General features: G+C 71.3%; 23 protein-coding genes. 14 read left to right on the top strand and 9 right to left on the bottom strand.

Annotated elements, in window-relative coordinates; all coding sequences use genetic code 11:
- Positions 1 to 228: 228 nt before the first annotated feature.
- The 3 genes from OO70_RS00330 to OO70_RS00320 all read right to left on the bottom strand — a co-directional run bounded on the left by OO70_RS00330 (position 229) and on the right by OO70_RS00320 (position 3,517).
- The gene (locus OO70_RS00330; RefSeq protein WP_043662387.1) at positions 229 to 1,110 is read right to left on the bottom strand and encodes a COG4705 family protein; all 882 of its coding nucleotides are present in this window, start codon (positions 1,108 to 1,110) and stop codon (positions 229 to 231) included.
- 164 nt (positions 1,111 to 1,274) lie between these two features.
- Positions 1,275 to 2,114: a COG4705 family protein gene (locus tag OO70_RS00325; RefSeq protein WP_043662385.1), complete on the bottom strand. Its 840-nt coding sequence runs from the start codon at positions 2,112 to 2,114 to the stop codon at positions 1,275 to 1,277.
- An 80-nt stretch (positions 2,115 to 2,194) separates the two neighbouring features.
- Positions 2,195 to 3,517 (bottom strand): sensor histidine kinase, encoded by a 1,323-nt coding sequence (locus OO70_RS00320; RefSeq protein WP_043662383.1) that lies wholly within the window; start codon positions 3,515 to 3,517, stop codon positions 2,195 to 2,197.
- 154 nt (positions 3,518 to 3,671) lie between these two features.
- Here OO70_RS00320 and OO70_RS00315 point away from each other — a divergent pair, with 154 nt between their 5' ends.
- Genes OO70_RS00315 through OO70_RS00290 form a run of 6 tightly spaced genes read left to right on the top strand, consistent with a single transcriptional unit; the run spans position 3,672 to position 9,412 of the window.
- Complete coding sequence (locus tag OO70_RS00315) at positions 3,672 to 4,334, top strand: hypothetical protein (RefSeq protein WP_043662380.1); 663 nt, start codon at positions 3,672 to 3,674, stop codon at positions 4,332 to 4,334.
- Positions 4,335 to 4,339: 5 nt separating this feature from the next.
- On the top strand, positions 4,340 to 5,044 hold the full coding sequence (locus tag OO70_RS00310; protein WP_043663351.1) for an ABC transporter ATP-binding protein: 705 nt from the start codon (positions 4,340 to 4,342) through the stop codon (positions 5,042 to 5,044).
- Positions 5,031 to 5,333 (top strand): ATP-binding cassette domain-containing protein, encoded by a 303-nt coding sequence (locus OO70_RS55240; RefSeq protein WP_199827217.1) that lies wholly within the window; start codon positions 5,031 to 5,033, stop codon positions 5,331 to 5,333. The genes OO70_RS00310 and OO70_RS55240 overlap by 14 nt, the downstream gene beginning before the upstream one ends.
- Complete coding sequence (locus OO70_RS00300; RefSeq protein WP_043662376.1) at positions 5,320 to 5,982, top strand: ABC transporter ATP-binding protein; 663 nt, start codon at positions 5,320 to 5,322, stop codon at positions 5,980 to 5,982. Before OO70_RS55240 ends, OO70_RS00300 begins: the two co-directional genes overlap by 14 nt.
- Positions 5,979 to 8,627 carry an ABC transporter permease gene (locus OO70_RS00295; protein ID WP_043662374.1) on the top strand — a complete coding sequence of 883 codons (2,649 nt, stop codon included), beginning with the start codon at positions 5,979 to 5,981 and terminating at the stop codon, positions 8,625 to 8,627. The genes OO70_RS00300 and OO70_RS00295 overlap by 4 nt, the downstream gene beginning before the upstream one ends.
- 56 nt (positions 8,628 to 8,683) lie before the next feature.
- Positions 8,684 to 9,412, top strand: a complete 729-nt coding sequence (locus OO70_RS00290; protein WP_043662372.1) for a response regulator transcription factor — start codon at positions 8,684 to 8,686, stop codon at positions 9,410 to 9,412.
- Between the two features lie 7 nt (positions 9,413 to 9,419).
- Here OO70_RS00290 and OO70_RS00285 read toward each other — a convergent pair whose 3' ends face one another.
- Positions 9,420 to 10,220: a COG4705 family protein gene (locus tag OO70_RS00285; protein ID WP_043662371.1), complete on the bottom strand. Its 801-nt coding sequence runs from the start codon at positions 10,218 to 10,220 to the stop codon at positions 9,420 to 9,422.
- Positions 10,221 to 10,337: 117 nt separating this feature from the next.
- On the opposite strand from OO70_RS00285, the gene OO70_RS00280 reads away from it, so the two are divergent.
- From OO70_RS00280 to OO70_RS00265, 4 genes are all read left to right on the top strand, one after another.
- Positions 10,338 to 11,501, top strand: a complete 1,164-nt coding sequence (locus tag OO70_RS00280) for a sensor histidine kinase (protein ID WP_051740399.1) — start codon at positions 10,338 to 10,340, stop codon at positions 11,499 to 11,501.
- Positions 11,498 to 12,157 (top strand): response regulator, encoded by a 660-nt coding sequence (locus OO70_RS00275; RefSeq protein WP_043662369.1) that lies wholly within the window; start codon positions 11,498 to 11,500, stop codon positions 12,155 to 12,157. Before OO70_RS00280 ends, OO70_RS00275 begins: the two co-directional genes overlap by 4 nt.
- A gap of 291 nt (positions 12,158 to 12,448) precedes the next feature.
- Positions 12,449 to 12,832: a BlaI/MecI/CopY family transcriptional regulator gene (locus OO70_RS00270; protein WP_043662368.1), complete on the top strand. Its 384-nt coding sequence runs from the start codon at positions 12,449 to 12,451 to the stop codon at positions 12,830 to 12,832.
- Positions 12,829 to 13,722, top strand: coding sequence for a M56 family metallopeptidase (locus OO70_RS00265; RefSeq protein WP_043662366.1), 894 nt, complete (start codon positions 12,829 to 12,831; stop codon positions 13,720 to 13,722). The genes OO70_RS00270 and OO70_RS00265 overlap by 4 nt, the downstream gene beginning before the upstream one ends.
- A gap of 41 nt (positions 13,723 to 13,763) precedes the next feature.
- Here the strand turns inward: OO70_RS00265 and OO70_RS00260 are convergent, their stop codons facing one another.
- Entirely contained in the window at positions 13,764 to 14,543 is a 780-nt protein-coding gene (locus OO70_RS00260; protein ID WP_043662364.1) for a LysR family transcriptional regulator substrate-binding protein, read from the bottom strand.
- A gap of 58 nt (positions 14,544 to 14,601) precedes the next feature.
- On the opposite strand from OO70_RS00260, the gene OO70_RS00255 reads away from it, so the two are divergent.
- Positions 14,602 to 14,988, top strand: coding sequence for a DUF5997 family protein (locus OO70_RS00255; protein WP_043662362.1), 387 nt, complete (start codon positions 14,602 to 14,604; stop codon positions 14,986 to 14,988).
- 29 nt (positions 14,989 to 15,017) lie between these two features.
- Positions 15,018 to 15,791 (top strand): GntR family transcriptional regulator, encoded by a 774-nt coding sequence (locus tag OO70_RS00250; RefSeq protein ID WP_234336645.1) that lies wholly within the window; start codon positions 15,018 to 15,020, stop codon positions 15,789 to 15,791.
- Positions 15,792 to 15,816: 25 nt separating this feature from the next.
- Here OO70_RS00250 and tmpA read toward each other — a convergent pair whose 3' ends face one another.
- Positions 15,817 to 17,454 (bottom strand): 2-trimethylaminoethylphosphonate dioxygenase, encoded by a 1,638-nt coding sequence (gene tmpA / locus OO70_RS00245; protein WP_234336644.1) that lies wholly within the window; start codon positions 17,452 to 17,454, stop codon positions 15,817 to 15,819.
- A 114-nt stretch (positions 17,455 to 17,568) separates the two neighbouring features.
- Positions 17,569 to 18,153 carry a TetR/AcrR family transcriptional regulator gene (locus tag OO70_RS00240; RefSeq protein ID WP_043662356.1) on the bottom strand — a complete coding sequence of 195 codons (585 nt, stop codon included), beginning with the start codon at positions 18,151 to 18,153 and terminating at the stop codon, positions 17,569 to 17,571.
- 152 nt (positions 18,154 to 18,305) lie between these two features.
- Here OO70_RS00240 and OO70_RS00235 point away from each other — a divergent pair, with 152 nt between their 5' ends.
- Positions 18,306 to 19,181 (top strand): LLM class flavin-dependent oxidoreductase, encoded by an 876-nt coding sequence (locus OO70_RS00235; RefSeq protein ID WP_043662354.1) that lies wholly within the window; start codon positions 18,306 to 18,308, stop codon positions 19,179 to 19,181.
- A gap of 14 nt (positions 19,182 to 19,195) precedes the next feature.
- Here OO70_RS00235 and OO70_RS00230 read toward each other — a convergent pair whose 3' ends face one another.
- A complete protein-coding gene (locus OO70_RS00230) occupies positions 19,196 to 19,591 on the bottom strand; it encodes a YybH family protein (RefSeq protein ID WP_043662353.1) in 396 nt (131 codons plus the stop codon).
- Between the two features lie 114 nt (positions 19,592 to 19,705).
- Here OO70_RS00230 and OO70_RS00225 point away from each other — a divergent pair, with 114 nt between their 5' ends.
- Entirely contained in the window at positions 19,706 to 20,371 is a 666-nt protein-coding gene (locus tag OO70_RS00225) for a nucleoside/nucleotide kinase family protein (protein WP_043662351.1), read from the top strand.
- A 4-nt stretch (positions 20,372 to 20,375) separates the two neighbouring features.
- On the opposite strand, the gene OO70_RS00220 is transcribed toward OO70_RS00225, so the two are convergent.
- Positions 20,376 to 22,211 (bottom strand): hypothetical protein, encoded by a 1,836-nt coding sequence (locus OO70_RS00220; RefSeq protein ID WP_043662349.1) that lies wholly within the window; start codon positions 22,209 to 22,211, stop codon positions 20,376 to 20,378.
- Positions 22,212 to 22,245 lie beyond the last annotated feature (34 nt).

Genomic DNA, 22,245 nt, shown 5'->3' with positions numbered 1-22,245 from the left:
GTGTGAACCCGCTCGGAATGAGCGGTCGGGTCTTCGCCAAGCAGGAATGGGTTTCGCCAAGTAGGCGAGTCGGCGGGGGCGCCCGGCCAGGAGAGCAGGTGAAGGGCAGCCGAACGGGGAACTCGGCGCCGGCCGGAGGACACGAAAGCCGGAGTCGATCCGCCGGGCGGGACACCTTCGCACTGCTCACGACGACCGGCCGATGGTGCCCTCCGGCCGGGCGACGTCCTACGAAGGTCGCGTGGCGGGGCGCCGGCGCTCCTGGACGTGGGCGTACGTCATCAGTCCGACCAGGACCGTCAGAAGCACGGCCGACGAACCCGCCGTACCGAGGTCGAGGCCGCCCTTGGCGACCGGCTTGGTGAGGAAGTCGCCTGCGGTGGCGCCGAGGGGGCGGGTGAGTACGAAGGCGATCCAGAACAGCAGGACGTTCGGCACCGCGGGCGCCTTCATCAGGGCCAGCAGCACCAGCAGGGCGCCGGTGACGAGCTCTGCCCCGCCGGCGTAGCCGAGGCCCGAGCTGTCGGAGAGGAAGTCGCCCATGGAGGTGCCGAGGGTGTTGGAGACGAGGATCGCCGACCAGAACAGCGCCTCTCCGCGGAAACTGACGATGTCCCGGATGACGAACGTCATCCCGGTCAGTTTCCACACGGCGAAGATGATGACCAGGATCGAGATCAGGATCGCCGCGCCGGTCGGGTAGCCGAGGCCGAGGCCCTGCGGTCCCCACCCCAGTGAAGTGGCGCCGTTCGAGAGGTACTTGGTGCTGGCGTCGCGGTTCATGAAGTCGGACATCGTGGTGCCGGCCGTGCTGGTGGACAGGATGACCGTCCAGTAGAAGAACGGGTTGTAGCGCCTGGAGCGCAGTTGCACGACGAGGGTGACCACGAAGATCGCGAACAGTGCGAGGGTGGTGAGGAAGTAGCCGAGTTTCAGGGTCTGGGCGAAGAGGTCGCCGGCCGTCTCGCCCAGCGTCGTCGCCGCGACCTTCATGATCCAGAAGGCGAGGGTGACCTCGGGCAGCTTCTTGATCACCGACTTGGCGGTGGCCACGGTCCGCTGGTGCGTACCGGCGACGTCGGTGTCGGTGAGGGCTTCCGGAATCTCCAAGGTGTCGGACACTCCTTTTTTTCTGTGGGGGGGGTGTGGAAGGGCGCCCGTTCCCATGAAGGAAACAGGCGCCCTGTAACGCGTGGTCCGGCCGTAGAAAACGGCCGTGGTGTCCGACTCTGTCGATCAATTCCTGAACGCTTCCTGAACGCCTCCCGCGCTGTTCAGGCCGCCTGTCCCGCGACGGGCTCGCGGTCGATGACGTCCTTGCGGGTCACCGTCAGGAACACCACCATGCCGAGGATGACCGCCAGGAAGAGGACGCTCGTGACGACGGTGCCGAGGCCGAGGCCGCCGTCGCCGGTCGGCTGGGAGAGGTAGTCGCCGATCGAGGCGCCCAGCGGGCGGGTGAGGATGTAGGCGATCCAGAAGCTCCACACGGCGTCCAGGCCGAGGGCGAAGTGGGCGATGCCGACGGCGGCGATGGCCAGGGCGAACAGGACGGCCGAGAGCCAGTAGCCGAGGTTCATACGCTCCGAGACCAGGTCGCCGGCCGCCGTGCCGAGGGCGAAGGTGAACAGCACGGCGAGCCAGTAGAAGGCCTCACGGCTGGTGGTGTCGATGCTGTGGATCGACAGGGTGCGCTCCCGCCGGTACCAGACGACGAACACGACCGCGAGGATGATCCCGAACACCGTGGTGGTGGTCTCCAGGGCGACACCCATGTTGTCGGTCAGGTTGTCGCTGATCAGCGTGCCGACCACGCTGATCAGGGCGACGGCGAGCCAGTACACACCCGCGCGGTAGGCGGTCGTACGGAACTGGACGACCAGGACGACCGCGAGCAGCGCGCTCATCAGCACGGACACGCCGGTCAGGCCGAGCCCGGCCTTCTCGTTCAGCAGGTCGGCCGCGGTCTCGCCGACCGTCGTGCACAGCACCTTGATCACCCAGAAGTACAGGGTGATCTCGGGAACCTTGTTGAGGCGGAGGCGGTGAGGGTGCCGGCCGGGACCGTTGGCGTCCCGTGCGGCTTCCGGTGTGTCGGACAGTTCGTAGGTCATGAGGCCCGACCGTGCCACCGGTTGCCTGAACGCATCCTGACTGCGCGTGCTGCTCACCTGCCCCACACGTACCGGGGTCCTCAGCCGTCACCGTTCTCTGCCGCGTCTCCGGTCCCGTCCTGACGTACCGGCACCAGCACGGTGAACGTCGTGGGACGGCGGCCGGTCAGGGAGAGTCTGCCGCCGAGGGTGACGGTGAGGTCCCGGGCAAGGGCGAGGCCGATGCCCTCCCCCTCTCCGTCACCGGTGTGTCCGCGCTCGAAGGGCCGGGTCGTCTCGATGGCGCCCTCGTCGGCGACGTCGAAGGCGAGGGCGTCACCGAGGTCGCGGACCGTGAGGCGGACGGTGCCTCGGCCGTGCACACGGGCGTTGTCCAGCAGCACGCCGAGGATCTCGGCGACCGGCGCACCGGGGACGCGGGCGTCGTCCGGTGCGTCGGCCGTCGCGCACAGCAGTCGTCTGCCGTCGTGGGCGAACAACCCGTGCCAGTGGTCCTCGATCTCCGCCAGCAGCGTTACGACCGGCACGGACGGTGCCGGAGTGCCGGGCGGACCAGGGGAACGGGAGAGCCGTAGCACCTCCTCCACGGTGCCGTGGAGCCGACGGGTGGTCGCCAGCGCCTCCTCCAGGGCGGGGCGCAGCAAGGCGTAGTCGTCCTGGGCGAGGCCCGCCTCCAGGGTGAGCTGCAGTCCGGTCAGCGGGGTGCGCAGTTGGTGCGAGGCGTTGGCGGTGAAGTCCCGTTCGTGGCGCAGGAGTTCGGTGAGGCTGTGCAGCATCTCGTTGTGCGTGCGGGCCACTTGGTCGATCTCGGCGACGCTGCTGGGCGCGGCGCGTGCGCTCAGGTCGCCGGCGGTGACGGCTCGGCTGTGGCGGGAGAGGTCCTCCAACGGGGCGGCCAGCACCCGCGCCTGGCGGCGGGCGATCAGGACGGCCGCGGTCAGGGCGAGGGCGCAGGCGCCGGCCAGCACGGCCCACACGGCGAGGACCCGGTCGCGTACGGCGGCGCTGGGCGAGGAGGCGCGGACGACGCCGATGACCTGCTCGGCGTGCGACACCGGCACGGTGACGGTGAGGTCACCGCCCGAGTGACCGCGCACCACTGTCGCGCCGAGGGCCCGCCGCACCGCCGCGTCACCGGTTTCGGGGCCACTGCCCGCCCGCAGGCGCAGGTGGGTGTCGTACAGGCCGAGGTGCCCTCCCGCGGGCGGCGCCGGCAGTTCGACCGGATCGCCGGTCGTGTAGTCCGGGCTGACCCGCACGGCACCCGACAGGGCCGCCCGCTCCAGGGTGTCCCGCTGGTCGGCGTACAGCGACGACCTGATGACCAGCGCCAGCGGGACGGCGAGGAGGACCACGGCGACCAGGGCGGCGGTGAGGGCGACGCGCACGACACGCTGTCTCATGCCCTCATCCTGCGGGCCGCCTGCCTGCCCGGGGGTGATGCGCCACGCGCTTTTGCCGTCGTCTAACCGTCGGCGTGCCGGGCGTTAACCGGCCACTTCCTAGCGTCGGTGCCATGACCGAACTCCGGCCGCAGTTTCCGGGAGGGCAGTGACCATGGCACCTGTACGCACATCCGCCGCCGTAGGACTGGCGCTGGTCGCGGCGGTGATCACCGGCTGCTCGAGCTCCGGCTCGCACTCGGGGTCCGGCTCGCACACGGGGTCCGCTACGTCCGCCGCCCCGGCCGGTGCGGGAAACTCCGGTGTGGGAAACGCCGGTGCGACGCCCGCGCCCACCGAGTCGAATCCGCCCGGCGACATCCCCGACAACCAGGTGTACGTGGCCTACCGGCCCGCCGGCGGCTTCACCGGCTTCACGGTGAAGGTGCCCGAGGGCTGGGCCCGCACCGGGCAGGGGGCCACGACCGTGTTCACGGACAAGCTGAACACCGTCCGCGTCACCACGGCAACCGCCTCCACCGCGCCCACGGTCGGATCCGTCACGAACACCGTCGTGCCCCAACTCCGTTCGCAGGTACCGAAGTTCGCGACGCCGAAGGCGACCGAGGTGACCCGGCACGCCGGCCCCGTCGTCCGCCTGACCTATCAGGGCGACTCCGCCAAGGACCCGGTCACCGGCAAGGTGGTGCGGGACGCGTTCGAACGGTACGCCTTCTACCGGCAGGGGCACGAGGTCGACCTGACGTTGTCCGGGCCGGTCAACGCCGACAACGTCGACCCGTGGCGGATCGTCAGCGACTCCTTCGCGTGGCGGTGACCGACATGCCCACCCGGTCGTACGACGACGCGCTCACCGCCCGCGAGTTGTACCGCTTCTACCGCGCGGGCGAGGAGGAGACCCTGGCCCTGCGCGGGGTGTCGCTGACGGTGCGGCGCGGCGAGACGGTCGCCGTCGTCGGCCCCTCGGGAGCGGGCAAGTCCACCCTGCTGGCGTGTCTGGCCGGACTCGACGAGCCCTCCGGCGGCGACGTCCATGTGGACGGTGTCCGCATCAGCCACCGGCCGGAGACCGAGCGGGCCCGGCTGCGCGCCCGCCACATCGGCGTCCTGCTCCAGAGCCGCAACCTGCTGCCGCACCTGACCGTGCGGGACAACATCCGCCTCGCCCAGCGGGCCGTCCGCGGCCGCCCCTCCGTCTCCGCCGAGGCGCTGCTGGACCAGGTGGGGCTCGGCCGACGGACCCGCTCCCTGCCGCGCCAACTCTCCGGCGGTGAACTGGCGCGCGCCGGGCTGGCCGTGGCCCTCGCGAACTCTCCCGCCGTACTGCTGGCCGACGAACCGACCGGCGAACTCGACGGCGGCACCGAGCAGTTGGTGCTGCGGATGGTGCGAGAGCGGGCCGCGGACGGCTGCGCGGTGCTGATCGTCACGCACAGCGCGGAGGCCGTCCGCATCGCCGACCGCGTGATCGCCCTGACCGACGGACGAGCACGGGAGACACGGGAGGTGAATGGTGTCCGGCACTGACCCGCTCGCGACACTGACCTTCGGACACGGCACAACGGCAGTGGTGGCCGTGCACGGAACCGACCTGAGCATCCGATCCGCCGACCGGCCGACCGACGAACCCACCGGTGAACTCGACGGCACCACCCAGCAGTTGGTGCTGCGGACGGTCCGGCAGCGGGCTGCGGACGGCTGCGCGGTACTGATCGTCACCCGAAGCACGGAGGCCGTCCGGACCGCCGACCGCGCGATCACCCCGACCGACCAACAGGCCCAGCAGACACCGGAGATGAACGATGTCCCGCACTGACATCCTCGCCCTCTGCGAGAACGCGGCACTGACCTTCGGACACGGCACGACGGCAGTGGTGGCCGTGCACGGGACCGACCTGAGCATCCGCACCGGCGACCGGCTGGCGATCGTAGGGCCGTCCGGGTCGGGGAAGTCGTCCCTGCTGCATCTGCTGGCCGGGCTCGAACGGCCCACCAGCGGTGCCGTCTCGTGGCCCGGGCTCGGCGGGAGTACCGACATCGGGCTGGTGTTCCAGGCCGACAGCCTCGTCCCCGCCCTGGACGTCGCGGAGAACACCGCGCTTCCTCTCGTTCTCGCCGGGCGAACGGAGGAGTGGACGCGTCGGCCGGTCACCGAGGCGCTCGGTCTGGTCGGGGCGGCCGACCTCGCCGACCGGCTGCCCGAGGAGATCTCCGGGGGTCAGGCCCAGCGAGTCGCCGTGGCCCGTGTTCTCGCCCAGGAACCCCGGCTGATCCTCGCCGACGAGCCGACCGGCCGCCTCGACCACGCCACCGGCGCCCGTGTCCTGGACGCCCTGCTGACGGCGGCCGACCGCACGGGCGCCGCGCTCGTCGTCACCACCCACGACCCCGCCGTCGCCGCCCGGCTCACCGTCCGGCGGGCCATGCACGACGGACGGCTGCTCGCACCGGAGGACACGTCATGATCACCTCGTGGGCCAGGAGTCTGGCCCGCCATCGCGCCGGACGACTGCTGGCGGCCATGACCGGCATCGCGCTCGCCGTCGCCCTGGTCGCTGCCCTCGGTTCCTTCCTCACCGCCTCGAAGGCGACCATGACGCAGCGCGCCGTCCGTTCGGTCGCCGTGGACTGGCAGGTCGAGGTACAGCCCGGCGCGGACGCCAACTCCGTTCTGCGGCAGGTCCGCAGCGACCCCGGCACCAGGGCCGCCCTCCCGGTCGGATACGCCCGAACCACCGGCTTCACCGCCCGGGCACAGGGCAGCACCCAGGCCACAGGCCCCGGCATGGCCCTCGGTCTCCCGCCCGGCTACCGCCAGTTGCTCCCCGACGAGATCCGCACCCTCGCCGGCTCACCCACCGGCGTCCTCCTCGCCCAGCAGACCGCGTCCAACCTGCACGCCGCCCCCGGCGACACCGTCAGCATCCAACTGCCGGGCACCGGACCGCGCCAGGTGCGCGTGGACGGCGTGGTCGACCTGCCCCAGGCCGACTCCCTGTTCCAGAAGGTCGGCGCCCCCACCCAGTCCCAGCCGACCGCACCCCCCGACAACGTCATCCTCCTGCCCGCCGCCCGGTTCGCCTCCCTCACCCACGGCGCCACCGCCCTCACCACCCAGATCCACGTCGCCCGCAGCGCCGGGCTGCCCGCAGACCCGGCCGCCGCCTTCAGCGCCGTCACCGGCGCCGCCAACCACCTCGAAGCCAAGACCGCGGGGGGCGCCCTGGTCGGCGACAACCTCGGCGCCGCCCTCGACTCCGCCCGCCAGGACGCCCTCTACGCCCAGATCCTCTTCCTCTTCCTCGGCGTCCCCGGCGCTGTGCTGGCCGCCGCGCTGACCGCCTCCGTCGCCTCCGCGGGCGGCCAACGGCGCCGCCAGGAACAGGGGTTGCTGCGGCTGCGCGGGCTGCGTCCCGGTCAGATCACCACGCTCGCAAGCCTGGAAGCCGCACTCGTGGGCGGCGTGGGCGGACTCGCCGGTCTGGGCATCGCCGCACTGACCGGACGCCTCGCCTTCGGCGCTGCCTCCTTCGGCGCGAGCGCGGCCAGTTGGGTCACCTGGTACGTCATCGCCTTCGTCCTCGGCGCCGCCGTGGCCGCCTGCGCCGTCCTCGTCCCCGCGCTGCGCGACCTGCGCTCGGTGACCGTTGCCGACACCCGTAAGGAGAGCGGCGCCCGCGCCACCCGCTCCCCCTGGTGGCTGCGCTACGGCCTCGACTTCGCGCTTCTCATCGGCTCCTGGCTGGTCTTCCGTGCCTCCTCCGACAACCAGTACGCCCTCGTCCTCGCCCCCGAGGGCGTGCCCACCCTCTCCGTCTCCTACTGGGCCTTCCTCGGCCCGGCCCTGCTGTGGATCGGCGCCGCCCTGCTGCTGTGGCGCCTGACGCTGCTCGCCCTCACCCACGGCCGCCCGGCCCTGACCCGCCTCGCCCGCCCGCTGACCGCCACCCTCGCCGGCACCACGGCCGCCGTACTGTCCCGGCGCCGCCGCCCGCTGGCCCGCTCCGTGGTGCTGCTCGCCCTCGCGGTGTCCTTCGCGATCTCCACCGCCGTCTTCAACTCCACCTTCCACCAACAGGCCGAGGCCGACGCCCGGTTGACCAACGGCGCCGACGTCACGGTCACCGAACCACCCGGCGCCCACGTCCCGCCCGGCGCCGCCAACACGCTGAAGGTCTCCGGCGTACGGCACGTCGAGCCCGTCCAGCACCGCTTCGCCTACGTCGGCTCCGACCTCCAGGATCTCTACGGCGTCCGCCCCGACACCATCGCCCACGCCACCTCGCTCCAGGACGCCTACTTCTCCGGCGGCACCGCCCACCAGCTCATGCGGCGCCTGGCCCAACGCCCCGACAACCTCCTGGTCAGCGTGGAGACCGTCCACGACTTCCAGCTCTCCCCCGGCGACACCGTCAACCTCCGTGTCCAGGACGCCCGTTCCAAAGCCCTGCGCACCGTCCCCTTCCACTACGCCGGAATCGTCAAGGAGTTCCCCACCGCCCCCAAGGACAGCTTCTTCGTCGCCAACGCCGCCTACGTGGCCAAGGCGACCGGCAGCGACGCGGTCGGCGCGTTCCTGCTCGACACCGGCGGCAGCCACCAGCCGCAGATCGCCGCCCATCTGCGGAAGCAGCTCGGCACCGGCGCCACCGTCACCGACCTCACCCAGGCCCGCGGCACGGTGGGCACCAGCCTCACGTCCGTCGACCTGGCCGGCCTGACCCGGATCGAACTCGCCTTCGCCGTCCTCCTGTCGGCGGGAGCAGGCGGACTGGTCCTCGCCCTCGGCCTCGCCGAACGCCGCCGTACCTTCGCCATCGCCACCGTGCTCGGCGCGAAACCCGCCCAACTGCGCGGCATGGTCCTCACCGAGGCCCTGCTGCTGACCACCGGCGGGCTGGCGGGCGGCGCGCTCATCGGCTGGGCGCTGTCCGAGATGCTGGTCAAGGTCCTCACCGGCGTCTTCGACCCACCTCCGGCGAGCCTGTCCGTGCCGTCCGGCTACCTGCTCCTGACCGCGGGCGCCGCGGTGGCCGCCGTACTGGCCGCCGCCCTCAACGGCATCCGCGGCGCCGGACGCCCGGCCGTCGAGGAACTGCGCGACCTGTGACCGCGCCGGACCGGACCGGCGAGCGGCCCGCTCCGCCCGCTTCTAGGCTGTCGCCCATGCGCCTGCCCGTCACCGCCGACCACGGCCGACCCCGCGTCCTGGTCGTCGAGGACGACGACACCATCGGCCGCCATCTTCGGGACGGCCTGCGCGGCAACGGCTACGCGCCCACCTGGAGCCGCACCGGCTCCGCCGCCCTGACCGAGGCCACCCAGTCTTCGTACGACGTCCTGCTGCTCGACCTCGGCCTGCCCGACATGGACGGCCTCGACGTCGCCCGCGCCCTGCGCACCCGCCGACCCGACCTGCTGATCATCGTCCTCACCGCCCGCACCGACGACATCGACGTAATCGCCGGGCTGGACGCCGGAGCCGACGACTACCTCGTCAAACCGTTCAGCCTCTCCGTGCTGCTCGCCCGGCTCCGGGCCCACTTGCGCCGCCGTACCGTCACCGCGCCGCCGCGGGAACCCGTCCGCCTGGCCGACCTCGTCCTCGACGTCTCGGCTCGCCGCTGCATGCTCCACGGCGAGGAAGTCCCGCTCCGGCCCAAGGAGTTCGACCTGCTCGCCGTCCTCGCCCAGCATCCCGGGGAGGCCGTCTCCCGGGAGACCCTGATGGCCGAGGTCTGGGACGAGAACTGGTTCGGCTCCACCAAGACCCTCGACGTCACCATGGCCGGCCTGCGCCGGCGCCTCGCCGAGGCCGCCGACACCTCGGCTCGCGCCGGCAGCCTGCCCCGCATCACCACCCTGCGGGGGCACGGCTACCGCCTGGAGCTCTGAGACGTGGTCAACGGACCTCGGCGGCTGTCTCCGGAGGTGCGGCTTCCAGGGAGTCGGAGCGGCGGTGTCGTGATCCGATCAGCACGATGACTCCCGCGAGGAGAATCCCGAGGACCAGACTGATGGGTCCGGTACCCAATTGAATTCCGTCCCCATAAGGGGCGGGTACCGAAAGCCAGTCCGCGACGGAGGCGCCCAGGGGACGGGTGATGGTGTAGGCGAACCAGAAAGCCAGGACTTCGTTGAGCCGGAACCACCGATAGCCGGCCGCCGGAATCAGAATGATCCCCAGAAAGACGAAGGACGAGGCCAAGGTCCCGAGCCCCAGGGTCACGGCCGCGAAATCACCCGCGGCTGTTCCCAGTGCGAAAGTGCACAGGACGGTCAGCCAGTAGAACAGCTCCCGCAGACGGTTGTTGATGCTGTGCACGTCCAGCGTCCGTTGTGACGCGTACCAGGCGGCGAAGACAGCGATCTGCAAGGTCACCAGCATCAGCGTGGAGGCGTAGAGCGGCATTCCCAGATCCTTGTTCAGGAAGTCTGCCGACATCGTCCCGAAGATACTGACGGCCGTCACCGCCAGCCAATAGACCCACGGAATGTATTTCCTCGTCGTGATCTGCGCGGCCAGGCACACGAGAAGCAGGCCGAGGCCCATGAGCATGGCAGTGTGCTGTCCGATGTAGTCGTTGAAGAAGACGTAGTCCGAGAAGGACTCACCGAATCCGGTGGTGCACAGTTTCGCGATCCAGAATATGAGGGTGATTTCCGGCACCTTCATGGCCATGGTCGCTGGTCGTTTTTCCATGGCGTGACGGTAAAAGCGCGACCGGGACCGGCACATCCGACGATGGTGGTCACTTTCCGGCGGATGTAAGACCTTCGATTGACGCCGCCGGGGCCGGCCTTCCGTAATGTCGGCAGGGTGAAGCACCTCCAGCCGACGCGCCGACCGGCGCGGGCCCGCCCGTCGCTGTCGCTCGTCCTGCTCCTCGGGCCGCCCGTCCTGTGCGCCGTCGCCGCGTCGCACGAGTTGCTCTACAACCGGTCCGGGGTGCTGGACTGGGTGCTGGCGATCACCGTGATCTGCCCCCTCCTGCTGCGCCGCCGGGCTCCGGTCGCCGTGTTCTGGTTCTGCTGGGGCGTGGCGATGGCGACCTGGGCGCTCGGCACGGTCTCGTTCTCCGAGTTCGCGGTGCTCGTCGCGCTCTACGCCGTAGCCGCGCACCGCGGTCTGCGGCACTCGCTCACCGCCGCGGTGGCCGTCGAGCTCGGCGTCGTCCTGGTCGCGGTGCGGTTCGCCCCGGCCGCGAGCGTCAACGACGCGTTCGTCATCCTCAGCGGGCTGGGCGCCGCGGCGTTCTTCCTCGGCACCACCGTGCGGGCCCAGCGCCGCTATCTCGCCTCCATCGAGGACCGCGCGGAGCGTCTGGAACAGGAGCGCGCCCAGCAGGCGCAGCTCGCCGCGGCGGCCGAACGCACCCGAATCGCACGGGAGATGCACGACATCGTCGCCCACGGCCTGGTCGTCGTCGTAGCCCTCTCCGAGGCCGCCGCCGCGACCACCGCGACCGATCCGGACGGCGCCCGCGAGAAGATGCTCCAGGCGGCGTCGACCGGTCGGCAGTCGCTCGCCGGAATGCGCCGGCTCCTCGGCGTCCTGCGGGCCGACGACGGTGGCGAACGGGCCCCGCAGCCGGACCTCGGCTCACTCAAGGCCCTGGTGGACGAGACTCGCGGCACCGGCCTGGACGTCCGGCTGACCCGGACCGGCAGCCCGGAGACCCTGAGCGCGGAGGCGCAGACGACGGTGTACCGCATCCTGCAGGAGTCACTCACGAACGTCGTCAAGCACGCCCGGAACGCGTCGACGGTGGACGTCGTCCTGCACTGCGACGGTGACCTGGTCGGCTTCAGCGTCACCGACGACGGCAGACCGGCCCCTGGAACCGGCGCCGAGAGACGTGCCGGCAACGGGCTGACAGGCATGCGGGAACGGGTCGCGATGTTCGACGGTGCCCTCCGGGCGGGACCCACCGGCTCCGGATGGGCCGTCTCCGGTGAACTGAAGCTGGGGGAACCGCGATGACCATCTCGGTCCTGCTCGCCGACGACCAGGCCCTCGTCCGCATGGCCTTCCGCAGCCTCCTCGACACGATGCCGGGCATCACCGTCGTCGGCGAAGCCGCCAACGGTGACGAAGCCGTCGAACTCGCGCGACGCGCCCTGCCGGACGTGGTCCTCATGGACGTACGCATGCCGGTCATGGACGGCATCGAGGCGACCCGGCGCATCACCTCCGGCACAGCCTCGCGCGTTCTCATCCTCACCACCTTCGACCTCGACGAATACGCCTTCGAAGGCCTCCGTGCCGGAGCCTGCGGATTCCTCCTCAAGGACGTCGTCCCGGCCGTGCTGCAGGCGGCGATCCGGGCCGTGGCCTCCGGCGACGCCGTCCTCACCCCGCGCATCACCCGCGGTCTCGTCGACCGCTTCGCCCAGATCGCGCCCTGGCCCCACGCCGACGACGCGGGCGCGCGCTTCGCCCAACTCACCGCCCGCGAAAGGGAGGTGTTCCACCTCATCGCCGCAGGCCTCTCGAACGCCGAGATCGCGGAACGCCTCTTCCTCACCGAGGCCACCGTCAAGACCCACATCACCCGCATCCTCACCAAACTGCGGCTCCGAGACCGGGTGCAGGTCGTGATCTTCGCGTACGAGCATCAGCTGCGCACGCAGACCTGACAGCGGGTGCGGAGTACGGGCGGCGGGCGCAGAGCGAGTCGGTGGTGAGCGGCGAGTTCCGTGGGCAGCCACTCCGAGCAGCTTGACCAGTGCGATCGGGGCCGGACCGGATCCGGACGTCAGGATCAAAGCCACGGCTGGTGGCCTCGTCCTCCTCCTGCTCCGTGACGGCACTCATCAAGCCCACCGCCCAGCCCCCAGACGCATCGATCGACCCCGACCAGGCAGAAGAGCCAGGTCAGAGCGTCAACGGTAGGCACACCGCGCCCTACACGCTGTAAGGTGGCGGCCATGGCTGGCACAGACCCGCAGGCGCGGGCCGAACGGCGCAGTGCCGGTGAGCTGGAGAGCGAGGTCCTCGCCGCGTTGTGGGCGACCGACCGGCCCCTGACACCGGCCGAGATCCAGGCCGAGATCGACGGGCCCCTCGCCTACAACACCGTGCACACGATCCTCAAGCGGCTCTACGACAAGGGGCTCGTCCTGCGTGACGCGGACGGGCGGCGCGGCGCCTACCGGCCGGCGAAGAACGCGGCCGAGTTGACCGCCGAGGCGATGCGCGAGGCGCTGGACCGGGGCCCGGACCCGATCGCGGCGCTGCAGCAGTTCGTGACAGGTCTGCGCCCCGAGGAGGAGAGGGCCCTGCGCGACCTGCTGGCCGGGGGCGCGGGATGAGGTTCGACGTCTACACCCCGTTGCTGCTGTCGGTGCTGCTCGCCGCGATCAGCCCGGCGATCGGCAGGCGGGTCGCCCCGGCGCTGGCCGCCCGGGTGCTGACGACCGCCGCCGTGGTGACCGCCGCGGCCACTTGCTGGTCCCTGTTCCTGCTGGCCGCGACGCTCGTCGGCGATGCTCCGCCGGTCGTCGCCGAGGCCCGGCAGGACGGACACCGGCTGGCCGAACCGGTGCCCGAGGTCATCGGGGTCGCGGCCGGTATCGCCCTCGCCGTGCTCGTCGTGTCCGTCCAGGGAGCCGTGGGCGCCGACCGCCGTACGCGGCGCGCACTGCGGCGGTTGTGCGAGGGGCACCCGGCGGACACCGAGTTGATCGTCGCCGCCTCCCCCGAGCCGCAGGCGTTCGCCATTCCCGGTCGGCCGGGCCGGATTCTGGTCACCGCCGGCATGCTGAGCGCCCTCGAACCGGCGGAACGCCGCGTCCTGCTCGCCCACGAACGCGCCCATCTCGCCCACCGGCACGCGCTGTTGGTGACCTCGGCGACACTCGCCGCCGCGGCCAACCCACTGCTCCGGCCCGTCCGCTCCACGGTCGCGTTCCTCGTCGAACGGTGGGCGGACGAACAGGCCGCGGACGCGGTCGGCGACCGTGCGACCACCGCCCGCGCCCTGGCCCGCGCCGCTCTCAGCACCGAACGCGCCCGCCCCGCCTGCGCGTTGAACTTCACCGACCGTGCCGTCACCCGCCGGATCGCGGCGTTGCAGACAACCCCGCCCCCACGTCTGTGGCCCCTCGCGGCGGCCGTCCTCGCCCTGGGTGCGCTGCCCGCGCTCGGCGCGGCCGACGCGACCGGCGATCTGTTCCGAATGCTGGCGGGAGTACTCGTGTAGGCGGAGGCGCCGAGGTCGGCCTGAGCGGACCGCGTCGGCTGTCAGCGGCCCCGGGGCTTGCCGCGCTTGGTTCCCTTGGCGCCGCCGGAGGAGCCGCGAGGGTTCTTGCCGGTGTTTCCTGTTCTGCCGGTCCCCTTTCCGGCGGCGGGCTTGCGGCGCGCGGGGGCTTCGGCGCGCTTCGCCTTCGTCTTCGGCTGGGCGGGGGTCGGGGTGCGGCCCCGGGTGCTGTTGACCGTGCGGCCTCGGACGATGCCGATGAAGTCCTCGACCAGCTCGGTGGTCGCGTCCTCGGGCCAGGACAGGGCTACGTCCGACTGCGGGGCGTCCACGACCGTCCGGTAGGTGAGGTCCTTGCGGTGGTGCAGCCGGGCCAGGGACTGAGGGACGTAGAGGATGCCGATGCCCGACGCCACGTGCTCGATGGCGTCCTCGGTGGTCGCGGGACGCTCGAACGCGGGCTCCCCCGGCGGCTGCTCCCAGTCGAGGACGTCGTCGAGGGGGTGGAGGACCACCTCGTCGGCGAGTTCGTCGAGGGACACCTCTTCGGCCGCCGTCACGACGTGGTCCTTGGGGGCCACGACCACGGTCGCCTCGGTGTAGAGGGGGATCGCGCTGAGCACCGTACGGTCGACCGGCAGCCGTACGAGTCCGGCGTCGGCCTCGCCGCGCCGCAACACATCGGATGCCTCGGCGGCCGGGACCGGGATGAGGGTCAGGGGGACGTCGGGCAGGCGCTCGTTCCAGATCCGCACCCACTTGGCGGGCGTCACCCCGGGGACGTACGCGAGCCGGAACGTGGGGGTTGCTTCCGAGCCTGTCACCCCGCAAGGTTACCCGCCGTGGTCGGAGGTCTCGTACGCGGTCGATACTCTTGACGGTATGAGTTCGCACCAGACCACCCAGACGATGAAGGCCGCCACGGCGGCGAAGAAGCTGGGTGTGTACCTTGAGGCCACCCCCGCCGAGTTCCAGAAGGGTGATGTCTCCCGCGCCGAGCTGAACGAGCTGCAGGCCAGTCCGCCCGAGTGGCTGCGCGAGCTGCGCGCCAACGGCCCGCACCCGCGCCCGGTCGTCGCGGCCAGGCTCGGCGTGTCCATCGCCGGTCTCGCACGCGGCGGGGTCACCGAACCCCTCACCACCGAGCAGATCGAAACCCTGAAGAAGGACAGTCCCGAGTGGCTGGAGAAGGAGCGCGCCACCCAGGCCGAGGTCCGCAAGGAAGCCGAGCGGATCAAGAACAACAAGAAGAACGCCGAGCGCGACTGACGATCGATGGACCTGGGGAGACGCGCACGGTGACCGACGGCCCGGCCGGGGCGGGCAGGCCCACGGCGATGTACCGGAAGGTCGCGGCGGACCTGGGTCGCGAGATCGGCGAGGGCCGCTACGGCTCCGGCGGACGACTGCCCGCCGAGGGCGAGCTCGCCGAACGGTACGGAGTCTCCCGTGGCACGGTCCGCCAGGCGATGGCCCTGCTGCGCACCGAGGGCCTGATCGCCTCGCGGCGCGGCACCCGACGGGTCGTGATCGGAACACCCCGGCCGCAGAGCTTCGGCGAACTTCTCAGCTTCACCCGCTGGGCCCGCTCGACCGGCGAGGAGCCGGGCGGCCGGATCGTCGCCGCGGAGACCCGGCCCGCCGACCCGACCGAGCGCGAGCACCTGCGACTGCCCGCAGGCGCCGAGATCTACGAGGTACGGCGGCTGCGCACGCTCGCGGGGCGACCGGTGATGGTCGAGCGCACCGTATATCCGTCCGCCGTGGGCGAGTTGATCGCCGCGCTGCCCCCGGACACCGTGTCGCACACCGTGGCCCTGGAGGAGTCGGGCGTGCTGTTCGCGGACGCCCAGCACACCATCGATCTGTGCCGGGCCGACGACGAGGACGCCCGGCTGCTCGGCTGTCGGCCGGGCGACCCGCTGCTGCGCGAGCGGCGGTGCAGCACCGATCCGGCGGGCACTCCCATCGAGTGGTCGGAGGACCGGTACCTTCCGGAGACCGTGGCCTTCACGGTCCACAGTTCGGCCGCGTCCGGCTCGCTGGCCCGCCGCCCGGCCGGCGACACCTGAGTCGGACCTGCCGGTCAGTCGCTGGTCAGTCCTTCCGCAGCAAAGCCGTGAGGAGCGGCCGGAAGTGCGCGAAGTCCGGGGTCGGCGCCCCGGGGTCCTTGCCCTCGTCGTCCCAGCGGCGCACCGCGACCCCGTCGGCCGCGTGGGGATTCGCCTCGTACGCGCAGACCTCGGCCGGAGACATCGGACCACCCTGCACCTCCAGTGTGTACACCGACGCCTGCGACAGCCGGTCGAAGTAGCCCGGCTCGACCGCGCACAGGTACCGCTTGGCGGCCACGTGCAGCCGGATCGGCTCGGTGACCTCGGGACCGAACCACTCGGCCAGCCGGTCCGCCCCGGTGTGGCTGTGCCGGTTGTCGATGCCCTCCTCCATCAACTCCGCGCCGCTGACCGGTCCGTGGAAGTGGCCAAGGTCGTGCAGCAGCGCGGCGGCGATCAGTGCATCAGGCGCCCCCGCCTCCTCGGCCCGGGACGCGGCCTGGAGCATGTGCTGTGCCATGGTCACCTGCTCGCCGAGGTAGGCACCCGCGCCCTCCCCCTCGAAGAGTTCGGCCAGCCCGTCCATGAACTCCTCACCCGCTACGGCCCGTTGGCGGCGCAGTACGGCCAACGTGCCGGCCAGCGCGTCGAGGTCGGCGTAGGTGCCCTGGAGGTGGCGGGCGCCGCTCTCCTCGAAGGCGGTACGCGCGTGCAGCAGCCGGACGTTGTCGAAGATCAGGCAGTCGCCGGGCAACAGCCGGAACTCCAGCTGGAGTTCGGGGCGCAGGGTGATCTCGGCGAAGGCGCGGTAGGCCCGGTAGAAGGCCTCCAGGTCGTCGGCGGGCAGCAACAGGGTGCCGATGGAACGGTTGTTGAAGCGCACCTCGCGGATGCGGCCGCGGCCGTCCACGTCGATCAGCGGTCGGTCGGCGGCCAGTACGGTGTGCGCGTCACTGAAGCGGAACGGCACGGGGGTGCGGGTCAGTACCGCGAACGCCTCCGGGTCCTCGGCCCGCAGCAGCGCGGCGGCCTTGAACCCGTCCACCAGACCGGAGTCTCCGCCGGCCGCCGCGTTGGACAGGCAGTGCAGGAGTTGGAGGGTGGGCACCGGGTCGCGGTACGGGTTGTCGGTGTGCGGGGTGATCCGGGCGCCGGTGAAGGCGAGGTTGTTGGGGTCCGGTTCGACGCGTACGTCGAAGAGCCGCCCGTAGTTGGTCTCGCGGACGTAGCCGAAGGTCTCCGCCACCTCCAGCACCTGACCCTCGCGGCACGGCACATCGCGCAGCAACGCGAAGCCGAGCCCGAGAACCGACTCCAGCATCCGCGCCTTGGTCACGGGGTCGGTCAGGTACTCCGCCCAACTCGCCTCGGGGAGACGGCCGTTCAGGTCGGCGGCGGCCCACAGGGTCTTGCCCGTCTCGCCGCGCCGGTCGCCGGGACCGTCCCCGGCGTCGGGCCGGTTGGCTGTCAGCCACCGCGTGGAGTACGCGGACCGGTGTCCGTCGGGTGCCCAGTCGACCTCGACGCCGTCGGCGGTGTGCCGTACGGCGTCGAGCGCCAGGTCGGCCGGCAACTCGGTGATCTGGAACAGCTTCTGCCCGTTGCGGGGGTCGCGGCAGCGGGGGCACGGGCAGTTGTCCCGCAGCCATGTGAGCGGCAGCTCTTCTACGGACTGTGACATCTCCATCACTCTCTCGCCAAGTTGTATAGCCAACTTTTCCGACGGAGCGAACGTCTCAGCGCCGGATGAGCAAGAAGTGACGTACCGGTCACCCGCACATGAACGAGGCCGGGATCAGCGCCGCAGGCCCGCGACGAGGACATCGACCAGCCGGAGCGCGTCGTAGCGGTCGTCGCCCTCCGCACCGGCGCAGAGGTTGCCGACGCCGCGCATCACCTCGTAGGCCGAAAGGTCGGACCGGACCTCGCCGGCGGCGACGGCCGCGTCGAACAGTTCGGTGCACACGGGCAGGAGGCGGTCGAGGAAGTAGGTGTGCAGCGTTTCGAAACCGGCACTGTCGGACCGCAGGACCGCGGCGAGTCCGTGCTTGGTGACCAGGAAGTCGACGAAGAGGTCGATCCACTCCCGCAGCGCTACGTACGGACTGGCGTTGCTCGCCAGCAGTGCCGGGCCGGCTTCCGCGCAGGCTTCGACCTGGTGCCGGTAGACGGCGATGACGAGGTCCGCGCGCGTCGGGAAGTGGCGGTAGATCGTGCCCAGCCCGACGCCCGCCTCGCGCGCGATGTCCCGCACCGGCGCATCGACACCGGAAGCGACGAAGACCTTGGCGGCGGCGTCGAGCAGGGTCTCCTTGTTGCGTCGGGCGTCGGCCCGCTTGGACTGGACCGCGCCGCCCGCGTCCGCCTGGTTGTCGCTCACCGCGCAGTTCCTCCACCACTCGAGCTTGCTAAACGGAACGGCGTTCCGTATCGTTTTCCGGAACGACGTTCCGCTTGCTCATGATGCCAGAGCCGAAGCCGGACGACCAAGCCATGCCTGCCACCACGCGTTGCCGAAGGACGGAAGGCGCCATGCCCCGTACATCCCGGACCAGCTTCGGAATCATGACCGCACCCATGCAGGTCGACTACTCCGACATCCTCCGTGTCTGGCAGGAAGCCGACACCGTCCCGGAGATCGAGCACGCCTGGCTGTTCGATCACCTCATGCCGATCGGCGGCGACCCGGACGGACCGGCCTTCGAGGGCTGGACACTGCTCTCGGCCCTCGCCACGCAGACCCGCCGGCTGCGGCTCGGCGTGATGGTGACCAGCAACCGGTTCCGACCGCCCGCGCTGCTGGCCAAGATCGCCACGACCGTGGACATCGTCTCCGGCGGACGCCTCGACTTCGGCATCGGTGTCGGCTCACGCCCGGACCATCCGCTGGCCCGGCGCGAGTACGAGGCCCACGGCCTGCCCTTCCACGACACCGCGCACGCGGTGGGAAGCCTCGCCGAGGCCTGCACGGTGATCCGACGGCTGTGGACCGAGGAGAAGCCCTTCGACTTCCACGGCACCCACCACCAGCTCACCGGAGCGTTCGGCAGCCCCAAGCCCGTCCAGCGCCCCCACCCGCCGATCCTCATCGGCGGACGCTCGGCCGCGACGCTGCGCGTGGTCGCCGAGCACGCCGACCTGTGGAACATCCCGGGCGGCGACATCGAGGACGTCATCAGCCGCAGCGCGCTTCTCGACCGCTACTGCGCCGAGATCGGCCGCGACCCCGCCTCCGTCACGCGCTCGATCCACCTGTCCGCGTCGTACGACAGGCCCGAGGCCACCCGGGACGCGATCCGCGAGGCGATCGACGCGGGCTTCCACCACATCGTGCTCGGGCTGCCCGCGCCCTACCCCGCCGAGGTCGCGCACTGGGTCGCCGACGAGCTGATCAGCAAGGCGTCCTGAGCACCCTGTCGATGTCAGTCGTGCGGGAACGAGTGGTGTTCATGCGCGACCAGCCACCGGCCCCGCTCCTTGCGCAGGCCGAAAGTGAGCCGTAGGCGCAGTGCCGGGTCTGCGGCGAAGTCCTCAGGGGTGCCGCAGCGGAGCAGGGCGTGGGCGTAGGCGACATCCGTGCCGGCCGTGATGTCGAGGGAGTCGATGTCGAAGCGGGCTCCCCGGGCCTGCCACGCGAAGAACGGCGGCCAGGTGGCCCGGTAGGCGGCGAGGCCGTGGATGCCCGTGTGGGGCGGCGGGACGTCGTACATGACGAGGTCCTCGGTGTGGTCCGCCAACACGCCCTCGATGTCCCCGCGATGGACGGCCTCGGCCCACCCGATGATCAGGGCGCGGATCTGTGTCGCGTCGTCGGGCATGGACGGCTCCTGTTCCTGTCCCCCACTCCATGGTCTCTCTGCTGACCCGACTCCCCGATCTTCGGCACATCATCGCCCCGGCACGGCATCCGAGACGGATGGCACACTCTCCGTGTGCCGCTGACTTTCGACGACCTCCTCACCCGTGCCACCGCTCTCGCCACCCCCGGCCGACGTGCTGTCCTCGGTATCGCCGGCAGTCCGGGCGCGGGCAAGACGACCCTCGCCGAGCATCTGGTCCGGGCATTGAACGGCACCGGCGAACCGTGGGTCGCGCACGTCCCCATGGACGGCTTCCACCTCGCCGACGTCGAACTGGAGCGGCTCGGCCGCCGCGACCGCAAGGGCGCCCCCGACACCTTCGACGCGGCCGGTTACGCGGCACTGCTGCGACGCGTGCGCGAGGAGCCCGACGAGGTGGTGTACGCGCCGGGCTTCGAGCGGGTGCTGGAGCAGCCGATCGCCGGTGCGATCCCGGTGCTGCCCACAGATCGGTTGGTGGTGACGGAGGGCAACTACCTGCTGCTGGAGGCGGGTTCATGGGCGCGGGTACGACCGTGCCTGGACGAGGTGTGGTTCTGCGCGACCGACGAGGACGAACGCGTACGGCGACTCGTCGCCCGGCACGAGGAGTTCGGCAAGGACCACGAGACCGCCGTGGCCTGGGTGTCGGGCACGGACCAGCGCAACGCCGAGCTCGTCGCGACGACGCGCGGCCGGGCGGATCTGGTGATCCCCCCTGCCGCGCTGCCTGCGCCGTACGACGTGCCCCGCGTCTGAGGGCTCACGCGTGGAGCGTCAGCCCCGGTTCCCCGTGGGCGTCGCCCGTCGCGTGCCCGATCACCGCGGTGAACGCCTCGGTGCGGACGGTGAGTTCACCGTTCTCGCCACTCTCGAACTCGGCGGTGAGCGGCCCGGCTCCGGGTCCGTACCGGACCGCGAACACGTGCAGGTGCTCCGGCGCACCCGGTGCCGGATCGGCCTCCAGTGCCGTCGACGTGACCAGGTGACTCCAACCCTCGTCGGGATTGCCGTAGCCGCGCGGGTCGGCGGCGAGTACGAACGCCGCCTCCTGCTGGGAGAGTTCGGAGCGGGCGTCGAAGTGGTCGGCACCCTCGCCGGACGGGTGGGTGAGGCGCAGGGCGCCCGCCGAAGCGACGTCACCCTCGGCCGTCCTGCGCACCCGGTCGCCGTCGTCCGCCGCGTAGGGCAGCCCGGCCAGCAAGTACGGTGCTCCGTCGAGCCGTTCGACGGCCACCGTCGTCCACAGGCGCGTGCCGTCGGTGACGTACAGGGACTGGATGTGCCGCAGGACGTGGTCGCGGCCGACGACCGGCTTGGTGACCAGCTTGGCGGTCAGTCCGTCGGCGCGGACGTCCCGGACCCGTACCTCGCCCATCGGGCGGCAGAACAGGAAGCCGTCGAGAACCGGGCCGAAACCGTGCTGACGGTTCACGGCCGCGGGCAGGTAGTAGGTGCCGTCGGCCTCGGCCACTGACGGGGTCATCTTGCTGTCGAAGGCCACCGACACTGTCCCGGCCCGGAGTTGATGGCGGGTCGGCTCCGTCGACGGTGTGCGGTGCCAGCGCGTGCTGTCCTGGATCTGCCAGACGAGCATCCAGGCGAAGTGACCGTCCACTCCCCCGTCGGGCTTGACCGCGTGCCGGGCCCAGCGGCTGTCGCCCCGGTAGCGGCCGATGTCGGAGCCGATACGGCTGCCGAAGTAGCGCAGACCGAGGACGGATTCGAAGGCGGAGTGCTGCTCGCTGTAGCGCGGACCGCCGTTGTCGAAGCCGCCGTTCGTGAGGCGTGCGTCGATGTAGCGGGCCAGCGCCTCCCCGTCCTCGGCGAAGACGTCCTCGCCGCTGACGATGTGGGCCTGCGCGAGGAAGGAGAGGGAGATCGGGCCGTAGTTGTTGTCGTACGCGCCGCCGTGCTCGGGGGGCAGCAGGGCGCCCCGGTCGCTCACGCGGTGGGCGCGGATCTCGTCGCCGTACACGGCGAGCGCGCGCTCGCGCACCAACTCCCCTTCTCCCGAAGGGAGATGGCGGGCCAGCATCAGCCCGCCGACGACGCAGCCGATCGCCTGGTTGCCGGCCTCCTGCGGGTTGAAGAAGGTCGCCTCGGTGAGCCAGCGCCAGTAGCCGTGCGCCAACTCGACGACCGCGGTGCGCTGTTCGTCGTCGACGAGTCCGTCCGCCGCATCGAGGATGTTGACCGCCTGGAGCAGCGCCCACACCGTGCTCGGCCAGTCACCGATGGGGTGCGCGCCCGCCTCCAGGACGTAACGGGCGTACGGGAGACCGGAGTTGCGCACCTTCAGGTTCGGGTAGCCGGGGTTGTCGTCCGTGTAGACGCGCTCCCGGAGGAAGAAGGCGAGGCTGTGCCGCACCGCGTCCGGCAGGCGTGGGTCCTTGGCGCGCTGCCAGGCGAAGGCCAGCAGCGACGTGATCCCGAGCGAGGTGTCCCCGATGTCGTCGTAGCAGTCGGGGTGTTCGAGGTTGCCGTCCGGTGTGATGCGGCGCAGGGCCTGCTCGACGACGTCGGCGAGGACCGCGTCGTAGGCCTCCGGGGTGTCGGGGAGGTGGTGCAGCGGGCCGCGCTGGTGGAGGAGGTGCACGGGTGGATCAGCCCTTCATGCCTGAGGTGGCCAT

Origin of the sequence: Streptomyces xylophagus, assembly GCF_000716435.1 — a bacterium.
Lineage (GTDB): Bacteria > Actinomycetota > Actinomycetes > Streptomycetales > Streptomycetaceae > Streptomyces > Streptomyces xylophagus.
Note: the sequence above shows the minus strand (reverse complement) of the source record. Positions and strands in the feature narration are given on the sequence as shown.